This is a genomic window from Chryseobacterium ginsengisoli (assembly GCF_039542325.1).
GTDB classification, from domain to species: domain Bacteria; phylum Bacteroidota; class Bacteroidia; order Flavobacteriales; family Weeksellaceae; genus Chryseobacterium; species Chryseobacterium ginsengisoli.
Genome location: NZ_BAABHX010000002.1, coordinates 533,964 through 554,194 on the forward strand (window position 1 = coordinate 533,964; position 20,231 = coordinate 554,194).

Here is a 20,231-nt window from a genome sequence, read left to right on the forward strand (position 1 = left end):
TAAATAGGAATATTTTATTTAAAAATTGAAAACTATAATAATTTGTTTATATAAACTAAATATAATTTAAAATCTATATTAATTCTCAAAACCATCTTTTCACGTTTGTTAATATTATTTTCAAAAAAGAAGATTTCATTAATATAAAAAAGGCAGCTGAAAAAAATCACTGCCTTTGGAGAGTTAAAATTCTAACTCTGAAACTATATGAATGAATAAAAAAGTATTGTAAATTTTACTAGAAAAGATCTATCTTAAAGAATTTCCATAACCAACAATCAAAATAGAAACAAACATTATAATCATTCCAATCGTGATTGTAGAAATGGTTTTCTTAGAAACACCTTTCCATTCTTTGATAATGACGCCCCATAAATTAGCAATCAAAATGATAAAGGCCATGTGTAATATCCACGAACTGGCTCCGTTCCCCATCTTACTTTCTCCCATTCCGTAAAAGAAAAACTGTAAAAACCACATTGTTCCTGCAAGCGCGCAAAAAATAATATTTTTTACAACAGGTACATTTCTTTTGGTATAATCTGAGTAAGATTTATTCTTAATAGATAAATAGAGACAGCCAACCAAATTCGTTGCCATTCCGCCCCAAAGTACAACGACATAGGTAACATTATTCTGAAAAAGAAATTCTCCCTGTCCGGGATTTGCAACTTTCCAAGCTTCATTGGCTATAACTGCCATCGGTTTTCCTGCTTCCAGTCCAAAATTGAAACAAGCACTTAGAACACCTGAAATAATAGAAACAATTAATCCCAATCCAAATTTATATTCTGTTTTCACCTCCGTTCCATGCGGATCTATTGAGTTGGTTTGGAGTTCTTTTTCTTTCATCATTCCTGCTTTTCCGCTAATGATAATTCCGACAACGCAAACTAAAAGTCCCAATAAAACCATTTGCCCCCATTTATTGGTAAGCAGCAAACCTATATTGTCTTTTCCTGTCTGAGGAGAAAATTCATAATAAATAGAAGGAACCAGCGATCCAAATACCATACAAAGCCCTAAAATAATACTGCTTCCAAGCGCCACACCTAAATAGCGAACGCCTAAACCATATGTAAATCCGCCAATTCCCCACAAAGCGCCAAACAAGAATGTTAATCCTAAAATAGAAGATGCTTCATTTTGTATAATTTCCCAAAAATTAGGAATAGTCAAAAATGCGGCAAGCGGCGGAACAATGATCCAGGAGAAAACTCCTCCAATCAACCAAAATGTTTCCCAAGACCATCCTCTTACTTTTTTGTATGGTAGATAAAAACTTCCTGAAGAAAATCCGCCTAAGAAATGGAACAAAATTCCTAATAATGCATTCATAATTTATCTTATGGTTTGAGTTTGAAAATTAATTATATGAAATCGATTGCGCATCTTGTAGTGTCATGCCTAAATCTCTGAAAAAATAAGAATTTTTTAAAGATTTCACACAAATATTGTAACTTCCTTTTTTATTGATAGTTGTGGGTGATTTGGTTAAGTTTTAGATCCCTTTCTTTTTTCAAAAATAAATGCAGAATTGTTATTTCTATCTTAATCTTAAATATTTTCAAGCTAGTTTTTTGTCTAGTTCTGCTTTTATTTATAGAATTTGTTCAACCATTTTCTGCTCTGAATTTTTATTCTCTGTCTAATATTGTCTAATGTTTAACAAATTGGCTGCAATCCTAGCCCCGATTGTCGCGGCATCCTTTTTTGTTGCGGGTGGAGCGAAGCGGAACCCGTAACAAAAAAGATATAGCAGAAAGCGGGAAAAAGCTCCTAAAAAAATCAACAGATTATAAAACTTCAAAAAGTTTAAGCAAATTCATAACAAAAGTACTCGCCTTAAACAAAACAAAGACCAAATATTAAAAATATTTAGTCTCTGAATTTTTATCAAAATGCTTTATAAAATTATTTTAACTTATAAACTTCACTCGCTGCAAGCAACAGACAGCCTAATCCATAATCTTCAAAATCAGGCTCTTTACTTATAGAAAGTGGTTGCCCGTCTTTGGGTTCTTTTCCTGTTCCCTGAACCCAACCCAAAAATCCATTCGGCTGAACAGAATCTTTTACAATTGCATTCCAAGCTTTAATGACAATCGGTAAATATATTTTTTTGTCAATCAATCCTTTATTCATTCCGTAAGACATTCCGTAAACGAAAAGAGCTGTTCCCGTCATTTCTTTTCCTCCGAAATTTGTCGGATCATGTAAACTTACATTCCAAAAGCCATCTTCCCTCTGCAGCGGAACTAAAGCCGACAACAAATCCTTATAATCCTGCAAATATTCCTTGTAATGAGGATCTGATTTTGGAGTATCTTCCAGAGTACGTGCTAAAGCAGCAACTACCCAACCGTTTCCGCGACTCCAGTAACAATCTTCACCATTCGGTTCTTTATAAGGCGGAACAAAACTTTTATCTCTCCACCAAAGTTTATCTTCTGGGTTGTACAAGCCATTTCCTCCATGCTTATATTTTGTAAAAGCATACATTTCGTAATTTTTATCAAAGTACTTTTGTTCACCCGTAATTCTGCCAAGTTTCGTGAAAATTGGCATTCCCATTTGCAAAGCATCGATCCACCACCAATCGTCCGATTTTTTGGAAGCAATCATGCTATCCATAGAAAGTTTTACAAATTTTATTCTCTCAGGATTTTTTTTACCGTCGATTTCGTAAAGATCCAAATAGGTTTGGCTACAAGCCTGATTGTCTGCATTTCTGGTATAAGTGTCGCGCATCATGTCCCAATTATGTTTTTGTGACCAGTCAATAGCATAATTGTAATATTCTTTTTTAGGATCTATTTTATAAAGTGCAATTAAGCCTTCATAATAAACAGCTCTCGTCCAAAGATTACTCGGCCAGACTTTTTTCCCGACAATCTCTTTTCCCGGATCAGGCCATTTATTCATAAAATATTTATTAGCCCGTTCTGCAACTTCTAACACTTCTTTTTTATTGGGAAGATTAACTTTTTTCGTGACTTGCTTTTGAGCCAGACAGGAAGTGGTTCCTCCTATAATTAATGCAAAAAAGCTTGCTGTTAATAGTTTTTTCATAATATTTATTTTATATAGTTTTTCAGTTCACAACCTTTTAATCCTTTAATTCCTTTAATGACTAATTCTGTATTGAGAATAGCTCCATCTTTGTTTGTATGAGTGTGATCTTTTGGAAAGAAAGCTTTCACTTTTTCAGCTCCCATTTTTTGATATTCATTGATAACCATTTGATTTAAATCAATGAAATAAGCACCTGTCTGCTTCGCTACTTCTTCAGCCCAAACTCCGTACTGATCTTTTTCTATTTTACCTTTTTCATCAAATTGATTTCTTGGAATTGGTGACACAATAATAGGAATAGCACCTTTAGATTTTGCCTCATTCGTATATTTCCTCATATAATAACCGTAAGTATAAACAGTTTCATTTACTTTTCGGATAGGATTGTAAATATCTTTTGTTTCATTTCCGATTCCTTTGATCGTACCTCTCGCTCTCAAAGTATCCGCCAATTCTCCACCATCATTATGCCCAAACTGCATCAAAACATAATCGCCTTTTTTAATGGTTTTCATAATAGAATCCCATCTTCCTTCCGTAACAAAAGTTCGGCTACTTCTACCTCCTTTTGCGTGATTTTGAATGTCAATTTTATTTTTATTTAAAAACAAATCCATAAAACTTCCCCATCCCCAAAGTGAATCAGCTCCTTTTCCGGAACCATTTTGAACCGTAGAATCACCGATAATATAAAGAACAGGTTTGTCTTGAAGCTCCTGAAATGAAACTCCTAAAAATACAACTAATACAAGAAGCGGAATAATAAACTTAATTTTCATTAAATGGTTTTTATTTATTGAGATTTACTGTAATAATATTAGGTTTTGGAATTTCTTTCACCGATTCATCCAAATAATAATCTGTATGCGGAGGCTGATTGTAACCCACATTTTGCCAAACAATACTCATACGATATTGCGGATTATGCATCAAAGTGTACAACCTGTGATTCGTCGGAAGTGTTGTAGAAAAAATTCTCAATTCCTGATTATCGGCTGTTCTGTACATCACTTCTTCGCGCCAATCTCCAAATAAATCTGCTACCAAAGATGGATTTTTCTTAGTCCCGTTATTTGATTCGCATTGGAAATCTTTTGCATCAAATATGACATTCGATTTTGAATTTTTCCAATCCCATTTTGAAATAACTGTTCCATCTAAAATTTCGTTTAAAAAGTCTCCATCCCAATAAATTCCCATATTAACGGCTGGGTTTTTATCACTAATCTTTTTTCCTTTCGCATCATAAAGTCCTTTCACTCCTGCTCCTGCTGCCCAACATTCTGAACCTTCGTAACGGGGATCAATATTTAAAGATAAACCTCTTCCCGGTCCCTGAAATTTACTTTTTGAGCTGTATTCTAAAGAAGGCAGTTTCCACAAAACTTTTCCTGTCTTACCATCTCTGAAATGTGCTCCCGCATCATCAAATCTCTCCTGAATATCAAAAATTTCCAATCCCGGATTTGACGGATTTAAATCTCCAACGTGCAACGCATCACCGTGACCGTAACCTGTGCTGTTCAATACTTTTCCGTCATCATCAACTGTCATTGCTCCGTAAACGATTTCGTCTTTTCCGTCATTATCAACATCGGCAATACTCAGATTATGATTTCCCTGTCCACGATATTGTTTGTTTTCTTCCGAACTTTCGGTGTCAAAAAGCCAACGAAGACTAAGTTTTTTATCTTTAAAATCCCAAGCTGCAATCGCAGTTCTCGTGTAATAACCTCTCGACATAATCACACTCGGAGTTTTTCCGTCGAGGTAAGCAACTGCTCCCAGAAATCTATCGATTCGGTTTCCTTTTGCATCGCCCCAAGTTTCGGTCATTTCTTCGTTGGTCGGATTCAAACTTCCTGCAAATCTTGGAACCTGATAATTTACTGTATTAATTTCCGCTCCGGTTTGTCCGTCAAAAACAGTTAAAAATTCCGATCCTGAAAGAATCATTCCGTTTTCGTTGACATAATTTTTGGTTGGATCTCCAATGAATTTCCCTTTACCATCTTTGCTTCCGTCGGCAGTTTTCATTACGATTTCCGCTTTTCCGTCTTGATCTAAATCATAGACTAAAAACTGCGTATAATGCGCTCCTTCTCTGATATTTTTGCCTAAATTAATTTCCCATAAAAACTGTCCATCCAATTTATAAGCTTGAATGATTGGCGGATCAGTTTCTCCTTTCTGACTGTTATCTTTTGATCTTCCCGTTTGATGAAGGATGATTTCGTATTCACCATCTCCGTCCAAATCAGCAACTGAAGCATCATTCGGAGTATAACCTTCAGGTGTTTTCAACGGAATTGAAAAATAGGGTTTTTGATTCGCTGTATATTTTGCAAAATCTTGGTCTATGTCTTGATTTTGCGTATTTGATTTTACGAAATAGGTATAATTCTTCCCTTTGTCAGCGGTTTTGTCTAAAAAATTGGTTTCGTTGAGTAGAGGTTTTTCATTCAGCTTTTTGGTCTGATTATTTTCTGTGCGGTATAAATCAAAATGCGTATTCTGAGCTTCGGTTCCCAATAATCGCCAACTTATAAAAACGCCCGAATCTGCAGAAATGGCAACGATCCCTCTTTTCAGGTGTTCCATTTGTCTTTGTGCAAAGAAGGTTTGCGAAAGAAAAATGGCTGATGTAATGAAGATATATTTGATTTTCATAAATCTTGTTTTTATAAGTTTTGGCTAAAGCCGAATTTGAAACCTCATCTTTTTAAACGGGCTAAAGCCCATTCCTATTGATTTTAGTCTTTCTTGATTCCAATCCTTGTCAAGGTTTTGAACCTTGACAAGGATTTTTGCATTGAATCGCTCGCAGCCCGACCTGAGTGGAGCTCTTTTTGTCGCAGCAAAGCGGAGACAAAAAAGCGGGAACGGAGGGCGCAAAAAGCTGCCCAAACCTAACAAAGTGGTTCGACGCAGTCAAATAATTCTAATTACACAACTTCAATCGATTGCACAGATTGGTTTATTTTTTGGAAACCTGCTTCAGCAACCACTTTACCCATTCTTCAGTTCCCTGATAATTGGTGAAATCTGCAGGAAGTTTTTTGCCGTCGATATATTCGTTGTAGCACCACGGGTCGCCTAATGCGAAAACGGTTCCCTTGCCGACTTTTGCAATCGCTCCGATGTTCTTGCCTTCTGCCATAAGCAATTCTTTAGCAGGACTTTTCACGGAAATTGTCGCCACTTCTTTCATATATAATTTTTGCTCGGAGAAAATCTCATTTCCAGCCGGAACCATCACTTTTCCTTGCTCAAATTCTCTTTTCTGAACGCGGTTATAACTGTCATCATTAAAATGAATCCCGAATTCTCCCGCCAATTTATTGAAATGTTCAAACTCAGAATTGCCATTGTCGTTGCTCATCAAAACCAAAACACCGCCTTTTTTCACCCATTCTGTAAGGTTTTTGATGGAATTGTCATCGATAAGATTGGCTTTTCCGCCGTAAGCTTCTTTGTCGATATCGGCATCAACGATGATGTAGATATTGGCTTTTTTTAAATCTTTTTTGGAAGGAGCAGTCGTCAAAGTGCTGATTTCTGCGCCTTGTTTTTGGAAGATTTCGCCCAGCAAAGAAAATCCGCCGTTGGAAGTGTCGTTCCACGTGTAATGCCAAGATTCTAGGACTTTGGTTTCTTTATTTTCCTTTTTCTCGTTGTTGAAAAAGTTGTCTAAAACGACTTTCGGTTTGTTTTGAGCATTGGAAAATCCGAATGTAAGGAGCGTTCCTAATGCTAATGTTTTTACGATATTTTTATTCATAAATTTTTATTTTTATTTCTAAAAGGCTTCGACAATCCTTCGACAAGCTCAGGATGACAACGCTAAATATAACATTTATTATTAGAGATGTCACACTGAGCTTGTCGAAGTGTCTCTATTGATTAATTCCCGTTTTAAAATTATTTTGAGAAATATACAGGAATTAATTGAATTTCGCCATCCAAACCTGAAGGTTGTACTTTCCAGTTGGAAGCGTCGAACGGCTTGTAGTCGATATTTACAAAATTAATTTCGTGGTAATTTCGCCACTGGATTTTATTTTGGTCCATATAACGGATTCGGTTCGCCGTCAGGTTTGAAACCTCAATCTGAATGGTATTTTTTCCTTTTTTCAAATATTTTCCGACATTGATTTCAAACGGAAGACTCCAGACAATACCTGCATCTTGTCCGTTGATAATGACTTTTGCACTTTCATATAATTTGTCGAATTTCAGTACAAAATCGTCGGCTTTTTTATTTAATTTAAATGAAGTTGTATAAATTCCTGTTCCTGAAAAACTCTCCGTTGAAGCATCTTCTGTAAAATTCGTCCAAGGTTGAAGTTTGTCTAAAGTTTTTGATTTCGGAAGTTCGGGACCGCCTTCTTTGAAAGTCAGTTGCCAAGGTTGGTTTAAAACAATCGGAGCTTCCGTTTTTTCAATATATTTCCATTTTGAAATTGAACTATCTGGAGTTTCTGAAGCTTTTATAATTAAAGATTCTCCTGATTTTAGTTGAACTTTTACCGAATTGTTTTGTGTTTCGGCAACTCCAAAATCACCATTTTCAGGATTCATCAGCGCCATTTGTTTTCCTATAAAATTCAAAGGAATATTTTGATTGATTTCCTTCGAAGTATGATTAACGATGTAATAATATTTTCCACCATCGAACTTTCTTCTGACAAATTTTAATCCTGTATCTGTTAATTTTTCTCTTTCGATTTTTAAATATTCCAAAGCTTTTTCGACGTCAGAACTTAAGACTATTTTTCCTTTCCCAAACGTTGCTGATTTTAAATTTCTTTCTTGCTGAAAAGGAATTTTAGCCCACAAAGATTGTAATTCGTTTCTTCTTTTTTCAAATTCAAAAAATCCCTGAACGTCTTTCGGTTCACTTTGGAAAATCACAGAAGCTCCATTTTGAGCTAAGTCTAAAATATTTTTTAGGGTTGATTCAGAAAAATAATTCAGTTGAGGAATAATTAAAACCTTGTAAGAACCGCCACTTTTAGAAACCTGAATATTTTGATTTTCAAACTTCGCTTCACCAATCATTTTATCCGAAATCATATCCAGAGAATATCCGGATTTTCCTAATTTCTCAAGGTTTTCATAAAAAACAGTCGGATGAAGCCACTTTTCAATATTATGAATTTTAAACGCCATATCTTTCCCTTTCGGACTCGCCCATTGGTCATATACTGGCCAGTACATTAGGATTTCATTGTCTGATTTTCCACTTTGCAAAACAGATTGAGTTCGCTCAATGTAAGAATTTAAACCTTTAATATTTGGCCACAAAGAATTTTCTGGAACAAAATTCGTCGAAGCATAAAACAACCACCCTGGAAACTGAACATCAGCGGGCGTGTAAGTCGTTCCGTGGTAAAAAATATGGTTGATTCCTGACAGAAAAATCTGTTCGGCTTCAGGTTTTACCTGTGACCAAGACGTTTTGAAATGTTCTGTGAGCCAAGTAAAAGACTCATTGGAAATCAAAGGTTTTCCGGTAATGTTTGCTGCCGAAGAAGCAAATTTAAGCATATTAATATCGGGAACTTCCTTTGTATTAATATCTTCCAGATTTCTTCTTAACCCTTGAATATCAAATTTTGTACTTCCAAAAGTTTCAGATTCAGGAATATCAACTGCAGCGTATAAATCCAATAAATTCCCCGGAGAACCGTGTGCCTGATTGATATTTTTGGAGTTTTTGGAATGTGCCCAATTCGTGAAATTATCCGTGAAATTATTCAGAATCAGTTCACTCATTGTTTCGCGGTAATCTGATTTTATTCTTCCGGCGATTTCACTTTCATCATCGCTCACCAGATATTTGATGTACTGACTTACATCGTACCCTCTTCTTTTCTTAAATTCTTCTTTAAAATTGGCAGTCCAGTCTGCGCCATAAACTTCATAACTATCATTGAAAAACGAGCGAACTCCATAGTTTGAATTTCCGAAAGCCTTATCAAAAGTTTTCAGATAATCCTTCGTCGCATCGGGAGAAAAATGGTCTAAAGTGTAGCCATCGCCACCAGGAGCCGCACGTTTCACTTTCTGTAAAGTTTTACCGATAAAAACTGCGTAGATTGTCCATTTTCCAGAGGTCAGTTTCCAGTTTAAAGTTCCATCTTGAGTCACTTTATCCGTTAAAACAATTGCTTCATTTTTCTCGTTGTAAGCTGTAACGATGTCAAGTTTTGTGGTTTTTAAATTCTTCTGTTTTTCGTCTTTTAAAACAATCTTTTCAGAAAATTTTTCATTCGGCTGAATGTCATAAGTCTGAACAATCATTTTTGTTGCAGCATCATTTTCATTAACTTGTGGACCTCCAATTGGCCAGCCTGTTCCGACCGCCATATCTACACCCATTTTCAAGCTTTTAGCTTTATCTGTAGTGAATTGCAACATTTTCATCCATTCCGGAGAAAGGTAATTGATATATTTGTTTTCAAACCCTTTCGCTCCGTAAATCGGGACTATTTCAACTCCCCCGAAACCTGCTTTGGAAAGGGTTGTTAATTGTTTGTCCAGACCTTTTTCGTCAACGGCACTTCCCATCCACCACCAACGAGTCCAAGGTTGAGCGGTGTTGGTCGCTTTTGGCCACGGATTTTGTGCGGAAAGATTTCCGAAGGCAAAACAGAGAACGCTTAGTTTGACTATATTTTTAATTTTCATTTTTTCAACTTTAAATTTAACCACAAAAGGCACAAAAGTTTTTTAATACATTGGATATTTTAAGAAAATGATTCGACTGCTTAGAAGAACACATTAGTTCTAAAAAATCAAAGATTTTTAATTTCCATCAGGTTTTAGAGATTCCATAAAAACAGATTCCGGCCAGTGGAATTTTTCTACATCATCGGGTTTATTTGGGTTAAAATCTTTATAATTTTTTGAAACAAATTTCTTCAAAGGTAAATTTTGGTCAACGATAGATTTCACGACACATTTCGCCAACTCATAAGCTCCGTAAGGATTAAAATGTGTGTCGTCTGCCAAAGCATTCGGTTGGTTTGGATAAGCGTTTGCAGGATAATGAACAAATGCTTTCTTCGCCTTTTCCTGCCCCATTGCTTCGAACAATGTTTTGCTTAATACATTTAAATCTATTAAATCAACTTTTTCTTCTTTTGCAATTTCTCGCATCGCATCAGGAAAGTCATCCAACGTATTAACAATTTTATTGTTTTCATCAAAAACTCTGCGGTTCATCGAGGTAACCAAAACCGGAATTGCTCCCAATTGTTTTGCTTTGTGAATCCATTCAGTCAATCTTTTTCTGTAACCTGATTTTGTGCTGTTTCCTGCTTTTTGGTCGTTATGTCCAAATTGGATAAATAAATAATCTCCAGCTTTCAATTTATTCCAGATTTTGTCGATTCGATGACGGTCTTCGAAGGCTTTTAAAGTTTCTCCGCTTTCGGCATAATTAGCAATCACAACTTCATTTGGAACGAAAAAGTATGGCAGCATTTGTCCCCAAGAAGCCCAAGGTTCGTATTGCGCATCGACAACGGTAGAATCTCCTGTTAAATAAATAGTTTTCGCCGTTTTGTTAGGTTGAATGATGACTGAACACACTTTCGGAGCTTTATCATTAAATTCAATCGTCAACAAATTATCCCAATGTAAATATTTTGTTTCTCTTGGTTTTAATTTTACAATTCCGATTTTTTCTCCGTTTTGATTTCTAATAATGCTGTCTTTTACATGAACTGTGATTTGTTTTTCGACAACTTCGCCCTGTTTTGTTTTAATATCACTTAACATCAATCGACGGTTTTCTACACGAACTGTTGTTTCCGAAATACCTTTTGTATCGCCTAAATTCAGTTTAACATCATAATTTCCTTCAGGAATCGCAACCGAAAAATAGAAAGGTTTGTCGCTTGTGATAAAATCTCCTGTCAAAGCATTTCCACCGTTGTCAACAGATTTCAAACCAGAAATATCCATAAAACCGTATCCGACCTTCTTGTCAAATTTTGAAGTTGAATTAATCAGAATGAAACCTTTTTCCACTCTGTCTCTGCCAAAATCAAATTTGAAACTGGTTTGCTGTCCAAAATAAAATGAACAGATAAATAGTATTAAAAATGACAGTCCTTTTTTCATAATTTAATCTGTTAAAATATTTTCTTTTGGCATTGTAAACTGTTTATTTTCATCGCCCAAATCCGGCAACCCGAAGTAGAAATACAAAGTTCTTTTAAAAATTCCGTTCAAATGATTCGGTTCGCTTTCCAATCCTAAAGATTCGGTTTTATCGTTAATGTTAAACGCCAAAACAGTTCCCAATGGCGGAATTGCATCTAAAAATGAAATATTTCCGCTTGGCAATTTCGGATAACCTTCTGCTCCGTAAATTCCGTAAAAATCGAAAAGTCTGACAAACATCTTTTCTTCCTTTGTTCCGACCGTAATTTTTCCTTCTGCTGTATCTAATTGCAACCATGAAACGTCATCAAAATAGCCTTTAAATTCAGGATAAATCCACGGTGATTGTCCGGTTCGTGTTGAGTTTTTTAAATTCTGCCAAACATTATAAGTCTGTCCCTGCAAACGGTTTTTCCAAACGTGATAAGGTCCTTTTCCAAGCCATTTTGCGCTGATGACATAATTTTCAGGATAATCGAAACTTACGCCCGAAAATTGATAATCTCCCGACAAAGAATATTCGTAATTGAGTTCTAAAATCCCGTTTGAATTGAGTTTCCAGATGATTTTATTTCCGTTTTTATAATTGACTTCAATCAGTTGATTTTTTCCTTCAGCAAAAGATTTAATAGAAGACAGCTCCATTGTTCCGTTTACGAAAACAGGGCCATTTTTGAAAGTCATTTTTTTGCCTTTTTTATCGACAATAACTGATTTTAATAAGCCATCTTTTTTACCAATGATAAATTCTTTTTCGTCTGATTTTAAAATAAGCTCATTTTCATTTTCAGCCACAGAAACCGGAAATTCTTTGATTAAAGATTTTGAAAACTGTTTTGAAATTTCATCATTCGACTTCAATTTCCAAGTCCACGTGTAAATTTCTTTTCCGAAAATATCGGTTGCCGTTAACAATAAACTTTCATTTTCTTTCCAATTTGAAGGAAGATTTAAATTGATATTTCCTTTTTCAGTTGGTTTAATATTGGGTGATTCAATTTTTCCCGTTTTAATAATATCAAAACCGGATTCTGAGGAAAATGGTGTTTTAAACTTAATTAGTTTCCATTCAAACTGACAATCCTTTAAATTTGTAAAATGATAACGGTTTTCAACAGGAATATTTCCGTTAAAATCATTTGGTAACGATTTCAAATCGATTTTTACAGGACTGTAAATTTCACGAATAGCATAAAAACTTCCCTCCTTTTCTCGATGCGGCCCCAAAACTCCATCCGGTGCGTTGATTGCGTTCACATCAATCTGGTTATTGAAATCTGTTCGCACCAAACCTTCATCCGCAAAAGCCCATAAAAAACCGCCCGCTGCTTTTTTGGAATTCCAGTGAAGTTCCCAATAATCGGCCAAAGAAGTTCCGCCACCACCGTCGTCCTGTGCGTGTAAAAACTCGGTTGGCATATAAATATTTTCACCTTCAAGGATATTTTTTGTGCTGTAATAATCTTCGTAATGATTGCAATCGATTCCGTTGAAAGCGTTTCCTGGTTTGTGATGAGCGTGAATTACGGGACGATTTGACAATTCGTATTTTGCAAATTCTGCATCCAAATCAAAATTATGCCCGCCTTCATTTCCGTTGCTCCAAAAAATAATCGAAGGATGATTTGCATCTCTCGTCACCATTTCTTTTACAAGCTTTTTCCCTACTTCGGTGCTGTATTTTTTTTGCCAACCCGCCAATTCATCCAAAACATACAAACCGAGCGAATCGCAAATTTTCAGAAACGATTTATTCGGTGGATAATGTGAACAGCGAACGGCATTCATATTCATTTCTTTGATGAGCTGAACGTCCATTAAATCGATATTTTCTGTAACCGCTCTACCCGTTTCCGGCCACCAAACGTGACGGTTGATACCTTTCATTTTCACTTTTGTTCCGTTGATGAAAATTCCGTCGCCTTTTCGGATTTCTATTGTTCTGAAGCCGAATTTTTCTTCGGTTTGACTGATTATTTTTTTGTTTTTATTTAAAGTAAATTTTGCTTTGTACAAATTCGGAGTTTCTGCCGTCCAAAGTTTTGGACTTTTAACGGAAAACTGAATCTGTTTTAAAGTATCTCCTTTTTGAATTTGAACCTGAGATTCGCCAACTAAATTATTTTTAACATCAAATAATTCTACTTTTATATTATTGGCAGAATTGATTTCATTTAAATAAATATTTGAACGAAAAGTACCGTCTGCTTTAGCCTGAATAGCTGTTGATGAAATATGTTCTTTCGGATTGGCTTCCAAATAAACAGGTCGAAAAATTCCGCCTAAAATCCAATAATCAGCCAAACGTTCTGCATTGTTGACGGATTTATCTGCCGACATTTTGGAAACTTTTACCTCTAAAATATTTTCTTTTCCGAATTGAATTTTATCTGAAATGTCATACTTAAATTCATAAAAAGCGCCCTGATGAATTGCTCCTGCTACTTTTCCATTGATTTTCACTTCTGTATCAGTCATTGAACCTTCGAAAACAATGTTGATTATTTTTCCTTTCCAGGAATTGGGAACGGTGAATTTATGTTTGTACAAACCCGTTTCGTCGTGAAATTTGAAGTTTTTACCATACGTTACATAATCGCGTCCGTAATTGTACGAACCGAAACCTTGTTGTTCCCAATGAGAAGGGACATTTATTCTGCTCCAGCTTCCCGATTTTCGTCCTGAATTTATCCAAAAATCCCATTCTTTTGTATGTTCAGCATCTTTCCCAGTTAAGAATTGAATTTCTTTAGACTGAGAAAATAAAAGCTGTGAACAGACACATAAAATAGCGAATATTTTGGAAGAAAAACTCATTATTTTGCAGCAGTGTCGGAGTCGTCTTTTTTATCGTAAGACTGCGTAAGAGAAGCTACTTTCGTCACATTGACTTTGGTTTGCTTTAAATTTTGAATCACATTTAAATTTTGTTCTTCAGGCTTTAAAGCTTTAATTTTCAAATTTTCAAAAGTAAAATCTTTCAATTCATACAAATCTGATTTTTCAATATCAAAAGCAGTTTCGCAACTGATATCGATATTTTTCAATATAATATTATTTGCTAATCTGGTTTTCGGTTTCTCTTCTCCTTTTAAATCAAAAAACTGGCTCCAACCTTTTACATATAAAAACGTTTTTACATTTCCTTTGATATTGTCGAGCGTGATGTATTCGTAATGTTGAGGCGTATCTGGACGCATTTTCAAGTGCAATAATCTTGATGCATCTTTCACTATAGAATTTCTGAAAACGATGTTGTAATTGTGAATCGATTCGCTTCCGCAAGTCAAAGCAGAATGGCAGAATCCGAAAGTATTGTCTTCGATAATGATGTTTCTGTTTTCTCCATTTTCAGGAGCTTTGTCTGCTTTTGGACCTTTCCCACCTTTCAAAGCGATGGCGTCGTCATTTACCGACATGTAACAGTTTTTAACCAGGAAATTTGAACAGGCATCAATATCAATAGCATCTGTACTCGGTGCTTTTACAGGTTCTTTTGGAGCTAAGATTGTTAAATTTAATAATTTTACAAATTCACTTTTATAATAATGTGTACTCCAGAATGGTGAATTTTTTACGGTAATTCCTTCAATTTGTACATTTTTGGAATTTGAAACATAGATGATTCTAGGTCTCATTTCGTCCATATTGGTGCATTTAGGATTCCATTCGCGTCTTTTCCAGAAGGATTTCCAAAATCGAAGTCCGTTTCCGTCAAGCATTCCTTTTCCAGAAATTGTGAAACCGTCTAATCCATCTGCATTGATTAAAGCCGGAAAATATTTTACTGTCTGACCTTCCATTCTTGTTGTCACGACAGGGAAATCGTTGATGTCGTCGCTTCCTTTTAATTTTGCTCCGTTTTCTAAATATAAATGGGTTCCTTGTTTGAAGAAAAGCGAACTGATGAGAAATGTTCCTTTCGGAATGATAATTACTCCTCCGCTTTTTGAAGCTTCATCGATGATGCTTTGAAGTTGTTTTGTCTGAAGAATTGTACTATCATTCTTCACGCCAAAATCTGTAATGATATATTTTTTGCCTAATTTATTAATATCTGTAGGTTTGTTTTCTTTAAACCATTTTGGAATTGTAGTTCCATCCGGAAATTTATCCTGACTTTTCACTTCCGCAGAAAATATAAAAAGAACAAATAGAGTTAATAAAAAATTTGATATGTTTTGAAATTTCATAATCTTTTTCAGAAAATCCTGAATTATTTTAATTAAACCAATTAACAAAAATAAAAATATACATTTTGGGAACTTACAGCATCCTGCTCTTTCATGTTAGTAGAAAGAGGGTGAAAAATAATTAAACATTAAAAATATTGAAATAAAAAGCAGCGTTATTAAAATTAACAACGCTGTTTTATTCTTTAAGAAAAGAATTTTTATTTATAAATCTTATCCTTTTGCTTTTTCGTCTGTAAAAAACTGAAAACCTTCTTTTTTCTTAATAAGCTGCAATGGATATAGTTCTGGATTGTATTCTCCATTCAAAACTTCATTCAAAGCATGTTTTTTTGATTCGCCGAACGCTACAACCAAAATATTTTCAGCTTTATTAATAACCGGAGCCGTCAAAGTAATCCTGAACATTTCCTGAGGTTTCAGATAATATGCATCTACCCATTTTTCATTTTCATGCAAAACAGGTTCACCCGGAAATAAAGATGCTGTATGACCATCATCGCCCATTCCCAGCAAAATGAAATCGAAAGAACCTTCATTTCCAAGAATATTTTTGATCTGCATCTCATACTCTTTAGCATAATCTTCAGGTTTTATTCCATCTTTATACATTGGAAAAATCTGATCTTTATTCACCGGAACTTTATCCAAAAGTGTTTCAAAGGTCATTTTTGCATTACTTTTTTCGTCTTCCAAAGAAACCCATCTTTCATCTACCCAAAAAAAATAGATTTTATTCCAGTCGATTTTTTGTGAATATTCTTCAGTCGCCAACAATTTAAAAATAGCTTTTGGAGAAGAACCTCCGCTTAATGCAACAACAAAGCGGTTGTGTTTATTAATAGATTTTTCTGAAAGATCAACAAATGTATCCGCTGCCTTTTTATATAATGTATCTAAATCATCAAATACTATGATATTCATTCTTTTAATTTTAATTAATTAAACCCACTTGTGACCTTGTCTTTCCACCAATGCAAAACTGTCTTCCGGTCCCCAACTTCCCGCTTCATAATTTGGAAATGATGAATCTTTGGTACTTTCCCAAGCTTCCTGAATTGTTTTTACAACATCCCAAGCTTCTTCCACCTGATCGGAACGCATAAACAATGTCAAATCTCCCAAAAGCGCGTCCAATAGCAAAGTTTCGTAGGCTTCCGGAGTATTTTCCTGACATGCGAAATAATCAAAAATCATTTCTACAGGTTTTAAATCTAATGAAAGTCCAGGCATTTTGGTCATAAACTGCAATCTGATATCCATCAATGGCTGAATATTGATAATCAACCTATTAGCAGACAATAATTGTGAGCTTTCTGAAAATGTAGAATGTGGAAGCGGTTTGAACTGAATGGTAATATAAGAATGTTTTTCGTGCATTTTTTTTCCTGTACGAACGTAGAAAGGAACATCCTGCCATCTTTCATTGTCCAGATAGAATTTTACCGCCGCAAAAGTTTCCGTATTTGAATCTTCAGCAATTCCTTCTTCCTGACGATAGCCTTTTACCTTTACTTTATTGATTGTCCCTTTTCCATATTGACCTCTTACTGCGTAATGATCTACTTTATCGGAAGAAATTCTGCGAATTGATTTTAAAACATCAACTTTACGATCTCTGATCTCGCCAGATTCTAATGAAGCTGGCGGTTCCATTGCAACCATACAAAGAATCTGCAATAAATGGTTTTGGATCATGTCTCTCAATGCTCCGGTTTGTTCGTAGAAACTTCCTCTTGTTTCAACACCTACTTCTTCAGCAACCGTAATTTGTACAGATTCAATATGTTTCTGATTCCATAATGGCTCAAAAATTGAATTTCCAAATCTAAATGCCAATATATTCTGTACCGTTTCTTTACCCAAATAATGGTCGATACGATAAATTTGTTCTTCTTCAAAAGCTTCCGCCAATAAACTGTTTAGCTCAATCGCCGATTGTTTGTTATGACCAAAAGGTTTTTCTATAATAATACGATCTTTCTGAGCATCAGAAGCTAAAGATGTATTTTTAATATGATTGGAAATAGTAGAAACAAAATTAGGCCCGATCGATAAATAAAACAATCTGTTTCCTCTTGTTCCGTAAACCGTATCGAATTTCTCTAATTTTCCACGCAGATTTTCATAAGAATCCACTTCATCCAACTGATGTTGAAAATAAGTGATATGAGCCTGAAAACCAGCCCAATCTTCTGCCGTTATTTTTTTTCTTGAGAAACCTTCCAGATTTTCTTTGATGTAATTTTTAAAATATTCATCGCTGTTATCTGCTCTTCCTAAAGCTATAATATTAAAACCTTTTGGCATTCTGCCATCAATGTATAAATTATAAAATGCCGGAAAAAGTTTTCTTTTTGCCAAATCTCCTGTTGCGCCAAAGATGATGATCGTCGTTGGCTTCAAGATTATATTTTCACTCATTTTTCCGAATTTTAATTATTTAGATTTTGCCAAGAGGTATGAAAAACACCTTCTCTATCAATTCGTTGATAAGTATGTGCTCCGAAATAATCGCGTTGAGCCTGAATTAAATTTACAGGCAGAGATTCTGTAGTATAAGCATCAAAATACCCTAAAGCTGTCTGAATTCCTAAGCTTGAAATTCCGTTTGAAACGGCAAAAGCTGCAGTTTTTCTTAGAGATTTAATTTTTGATTTTACGATTTCAGAAATTTCTTTATTCAGTAAAATATTAGATAAATTTTCATCTTGAATATAAGCCGAATAGAATTTCTCTAACAGTACAGAACGAATGATACATCCACCTCTCCAGATTTTCACAACATCTTTTAAAGGAATATCAAAACCATATTCTTCGGAAGCTTTTACCAATAAAGCTAAACCTTGTGCATAGCTGATCAAAGTAGCCAAATAAAGAGCTTCACCCACTTCTTTGATGAATAATTCTGTATTTTCAGGATTTGTAATCTCTTTTTCAGAATATAATTGAGAAGCTTTTACTCTCTCATCTTTATAGGCAGATAAAATTCTCGAGGTTACTGCAATATCAATAGTCGGAATAGAAACTCCAATTTCCATTGCTTGTTCAGAAGTCCATTTTCCGGTTCCTTTTGCTCCGGCTTTATCCAAGATCTGGTCAACTAAATAACCTTCCGTTACATCATCTTTTTGCTGGAAAATATCTCTTGTGATTTCAATTAAGAAAGAATTCATTTCGCCATTATTCCATTCCTTGAAAACTTCGTAAAGCTGATCATTATTTAAGTTTGCACCTCTTTTTAATAGATCATAAGCTTCGCTTATCAATTGCATGATGGCGTACTCAATTCCGTTGTGAACCATTTTCACATAGTTTCCGGCAGAACTTTTCCCCATATAAGCGGTACAAGCTTCTCCATCAACTTTTGCTGCAATCGATTCCAACATTGGTTTAAGCAAATTAAATGCTTCCAAATCTCCACCGGGCATAATACTTGGTCCTGTTCTAGCACCTTTTTCACCCCCGGAAACTCCCATTCCCATGAAATGAAGATCTTTTGAAGCTAAATCTGTAATACGTCTATCCGTATCTTTGAAATAAGAATTTCCTGCGTCGATAACAATATCGCCTTTGCTCAGAAGCGGTGTAATATTTTCCAAAACAGAATCTACAGGTTTTCCTGCAGGAACCATAAGGATAATTTTTCTTGGAATTTCCAATGCAGAAACGAAATCTTCCAAAGAACCAGTTCCTTTCACTTTCATGTTTGCGGTTGCACCTTCCTGCAATACCTTTACTTTCTCTTCATCAAGATCGAATCCAGCGGTAGAAAAACCGTTATCGGCTATATTGTAAAGGAGATTACGCCCCATTACTCCGAGACCGATGACCCCGTAATTATAATTTTCCATTTTTATTTTTACTAAGAATTTTATTTACAGAGAGTAAAATTACGGAAATGTAGATGAGGAAAAAAATATAAGGAAAAAGAAAATTTCTATTCCTTATATATTAGCAGTTTGCAATATCATAAAGATGATATATTTTTGTACTAAATTTAAACTTATATATTTAATCAGAACAAAACAAATACTATTTAAAAAATTGAAAATCAATTAATCATAAATCTAGATTTTATAAGTAAAAACCATGTCTTCATATATTTAAGACATGGTTTTTAAAATTTAGATAAAATTATTCTCTGAAATAATTATTGTAATTCAATTTTATAATACAGAGAACACGGCTTTAACGATATCATCATAAACTTGTTTATTCCTTTCTCCCGTACGAGCCAAAACTCTAATTCCTGAATAATTATTAAAAATAAATCTTGCCAAAATTTTCGCATCAAGTTTAGTAGAAATTTGTCCTAAATCCTGCCCTTTTTGAACAGCTTTTGTAAAAACCTCTTCCATAATCTGTCCGTTATTCTGAACAATTTTTTCAATTTCTTTATCATGCATAGCAAGTTCAACTGAAGAATTGACCATAAAACAACCTTTTGTAATTCGATCTTCAAGACTTTCGACAATTGCTTCTTTGAAAATACCAAGCAGTGTTTCTTTTATATTTTCTGAATTCTCGAAAAGATCTGCTATTTTATCCTGAGATTGTTGTTGATATCTTTTTAATGATTGTGCAAATAATTTTTGCTTATCGCCAAAAGTATCATATAAACTGGAACGGCTTAATCCAAGATGAGTTACTAAGTCCTGCGCAGAAGTTCCGTTATAGCCTTTGTGCCAAAAAATTTCAATTGCTTTATCTAAAGCCTGTTCTTCATTAAATTCTTTTGTTCTTGCCATGATTTCAAAATTTCATTTAAACAAAGATAAGAAAATA

The 20,231-nt window shown here is 34.7% G+C and carries 13 protein-coding genes; all 13 read right to left on the bottom strand.

Annotated features, from left to right (window positions below):
- Positions 1-249: 249 nt before the first annotated feature.
- Positions 250-1,338, bottom strand: a complete 1,089-nt coding sequence (rhaT, locus tag ABD940_RS07445) for an L-rhamnose/proton symporter RhaT (protein ID WP_345201743.1) — start codon at positions 1,336-1,338, stop codon at positions 250-252.
- A gap of 576 nt (positions 1,339-1,914) precedes the next feature.
- Positions 1,915-3,072, bottom strand: a complete 1,158-nt coding sequence (locus ABD940_RS07450; RefSeq protein WP_345201746.1) for a glycoside hydrolase family 88/105 protein — start codon at positions 3,070-3,072, stop codon at positions 1,915-1,917.
- 5 nt (positions 3,073-3,077) lie between these two features.
- Positions 3,078-3,854: a rhamnogalacturonan acetylesterase gene (locus tag ABD940_RS07455; protein ID WP_345201748.1), complete on the bottom strand. Its 777-nt coding sequence runs from the start codon at positions 3,852-3,854 to the stop codon at positions 3,078-3,080.
- 10 nt (positions 3,855-3,864) lie between these two features.
- Positions 3,865-5,745 carry a rhamnogalacturonan lyase gene (locus ABD940_RS07460; protein ID WP_345201751.1) on the bottom strand — a complete coding sequence of 627 codons (1,881 nt, stop codon included), beginning with the start codon at positions 5,743-5,745 and terminating at the stop codon, positions 3,865-3,867.
- Positions 5,746-6,052: 307 nt separating this feature from the next.
- Positions 6,053-6,856 (bottom strand): DUF4350 domain-containing protein, encoded by an 804-nt coding sequence (locus ABD940_RS07465; protein WP_345201753.1) that lies wholly within the window; start codon positions 6,854-6,856, stop codon positions 6,053-6,055.
- A 140-nt stretch (positions 6,857-6,996) separates the two neighbouring features.
- Positions 6,997-9,768: a glycosyl hydrolase gene (locus ABD940_RS07470; protein ID WP_345201756.1), complete on the bottom strand. Its 2,772-nt coding sequence runs from the start codon at positions 9,766-9,768 to the stop codon at positions 6,997-6,999.
- 117 nt (positions 9,769-9,885) lie between these two features.
- Positions 9,886-11,208, bottom strand: a complete 1,323-nt coding sequence (locus ABD940_RS07475; RefSeq protein WP_345201758.1) for a rhamnogalacturonan acetylesterase — start codon at positions 11,206-11,208, stop codon at positions 9,886-9,888.
- 3 nt (positions 11,209-11,211) lie between these two features.
- On the bottom strand, positions 11,212-14,067 hold the full coding sequence (locus ABD940_RS07480; protein WP_345201761.1) for a glycoside hydrolase family 2 protein: 2,856 nt from the start codon (positions 14,065-14,067) through the stop codon (positions 11,212-11,214).
- On the bottom strand, positions 14,067-15,443 hold the full coding sequence (locus ABD940_RS07485) for a rhamnogalacturonidase (protein ID WP_345201765.1): 1,377 nt from the start codon (positions 15,441-15,443) through the stop codon (positions 14,067-14,069). The genes ABD940_RS07480 and ABD940_RS07485 overlap by 1 nt, the downstream gene beginning before the upstream one ends.
- Positions 15,444-15,656: 213 nt before the next feature.
- Positions 15,657-16,367, bottom strand: a complete 711-nt coding sequence (pgl, locus tag ABD940_RS07490) for a 6-phosphogluconolactonase (protein ID WP_345201770.1) — start codon at positions 16,365-16,367, stop codon at positions 15,657-15,659.
- An 18-nt stretch (positions 16,368-16,385) separates the two neighbouring features.
- Positions 16,386-17,867: a glucose-6-phosphate dehydrogenase gene (gene zwf, locus ABD940_RS07495; protein ID WP_345201773.1), complete on the bottom strand. Its 1,482-nt coding sequence runs from the start codon at positions 17,865-17,867 to the stop codon at positions 16,386-16,388.
- Positions 17,868-17,878: 11 nt separating this feature from the next.
- Positions 17,879-19,297, bottom strand: a complete 1,419-nt coding sequence (gene gndA, locus ABD940_RS07500) for an NADP-dependent phosphogluconate dehydrogenase (protein ID WP_345201776.1) — start codon at positions 19,295-19,297, stop codon at positions 17,879-17,881.
- Positions 19,298-19,612: 315 nt separating this feature from the next.
- Positions 19,613-20,194 carry a TetR/AcrR family transcriptional regulator gene (locus tag ABD940_RS07505; RefSeq protein ID WP_345201780.1) on the bottom strand — a complete coding sequence of 194 codons (582 nt, stop codon included), beginning with the start codon at positions 20,192-20,194 and terminating at the stop codon, positions 19,613-19,615.
- Positions 20,195-20,231: the final 37 nt, after the last annotated feature.

Excerpts from the sequence above, each read along its gene's own strand:
- rhaT (WP_345201743.1), bottom strand. The coding sequence starts at position 1,338 with ATGAATGCATTATTAGGAATTTTGTTCCATTTCTTAGGCGGATTTTCT.
- zwf (WP_345201773.1), bottom strand. The coding sequence starts at position 17,867 with ATGAGTGAAAATATAATCTTGAAGCCAACGACGATCATCATCTTTGGC.
- ABD940_RS07480 (WP_345201761.1), bottom strand. The coding sequence starts at position 14,067 with ATGAGTTTTTCTTCCAAAATATTCGCTATTTTATGTGTCTGTTCACAG.
- ABD940_RS07505 (WP_345201780.1), bottom strand. The coding sequence starts at position 20,194 with ATGGCAAGAACAAAAGAATTTAATGAAGAACAGGCTTTAGATAAAGCA.
- ABD940_RS07460 (WP_345201751.1), bottom strand. The coding sequence starts at position 5,745 with ATGAAAATCAAATATATCTTCATTACATCAGCCATTTTTCTTTCGCAA.
- ABD940_RS07450 (WP_345201746.1), bottom strand. The coding sequence starts at position 3,072 with ATGAAAAAACTATTAACAGCAAGCTTTTTTGCATTAATTATAGGAGGA.
- ABD940_RS07485 (WP_345201765.1), bottom strand. The coding sequence starts at position 15,443 with ATGAAATTTCAAAACATATCAAATTTTTTATTAACTCTATTTGTTCTT.
- ABD940_RS07455 (WP_345201748.1), bottom strand. The coding sequence starts at position 3,854 with ATGAAAATTAAGTTTATTATTCCGCTTCTTGTATTAGTTGTATTTTTA.
- gndA (WP_345201776.1), bottom strand. The coding sequence starts at position 19,297 with ATGGAAAATTATAATTACGGGGTCATCGGTCTCGGAGTAATGGGGCGT.
- pgl (WP_345201770.1), bottom strand. The coding sequence starts at position 16,367 with ATGAATATCATAGTATTTGATGATTTAGATACATTATATAAAAAGGCA.
- ABD940_RS07470 (WP_345201756.1), bottom strand. The coding sequence starts at position 9,768 with ATGAAAATTAAAAATATAGTCAAACTAAGCGTTCTCTGTTTTGCCTTC.
- ABD940_RS07465 (WP_345201753.1), bottom strand. The coding sequence starts at position 6,856 with ATGAATAAAAATATCGTAAAAACATTAGCATTAGGAACGCTCCTTACA.
- ABD940_RS07475 (WP_345201758.1), bottom strand. The coding sequence starts at position 11,208 with ATGAAAAAAGGACTGTCATTTTTAATACTATTTATCTGTTCATTTTAT.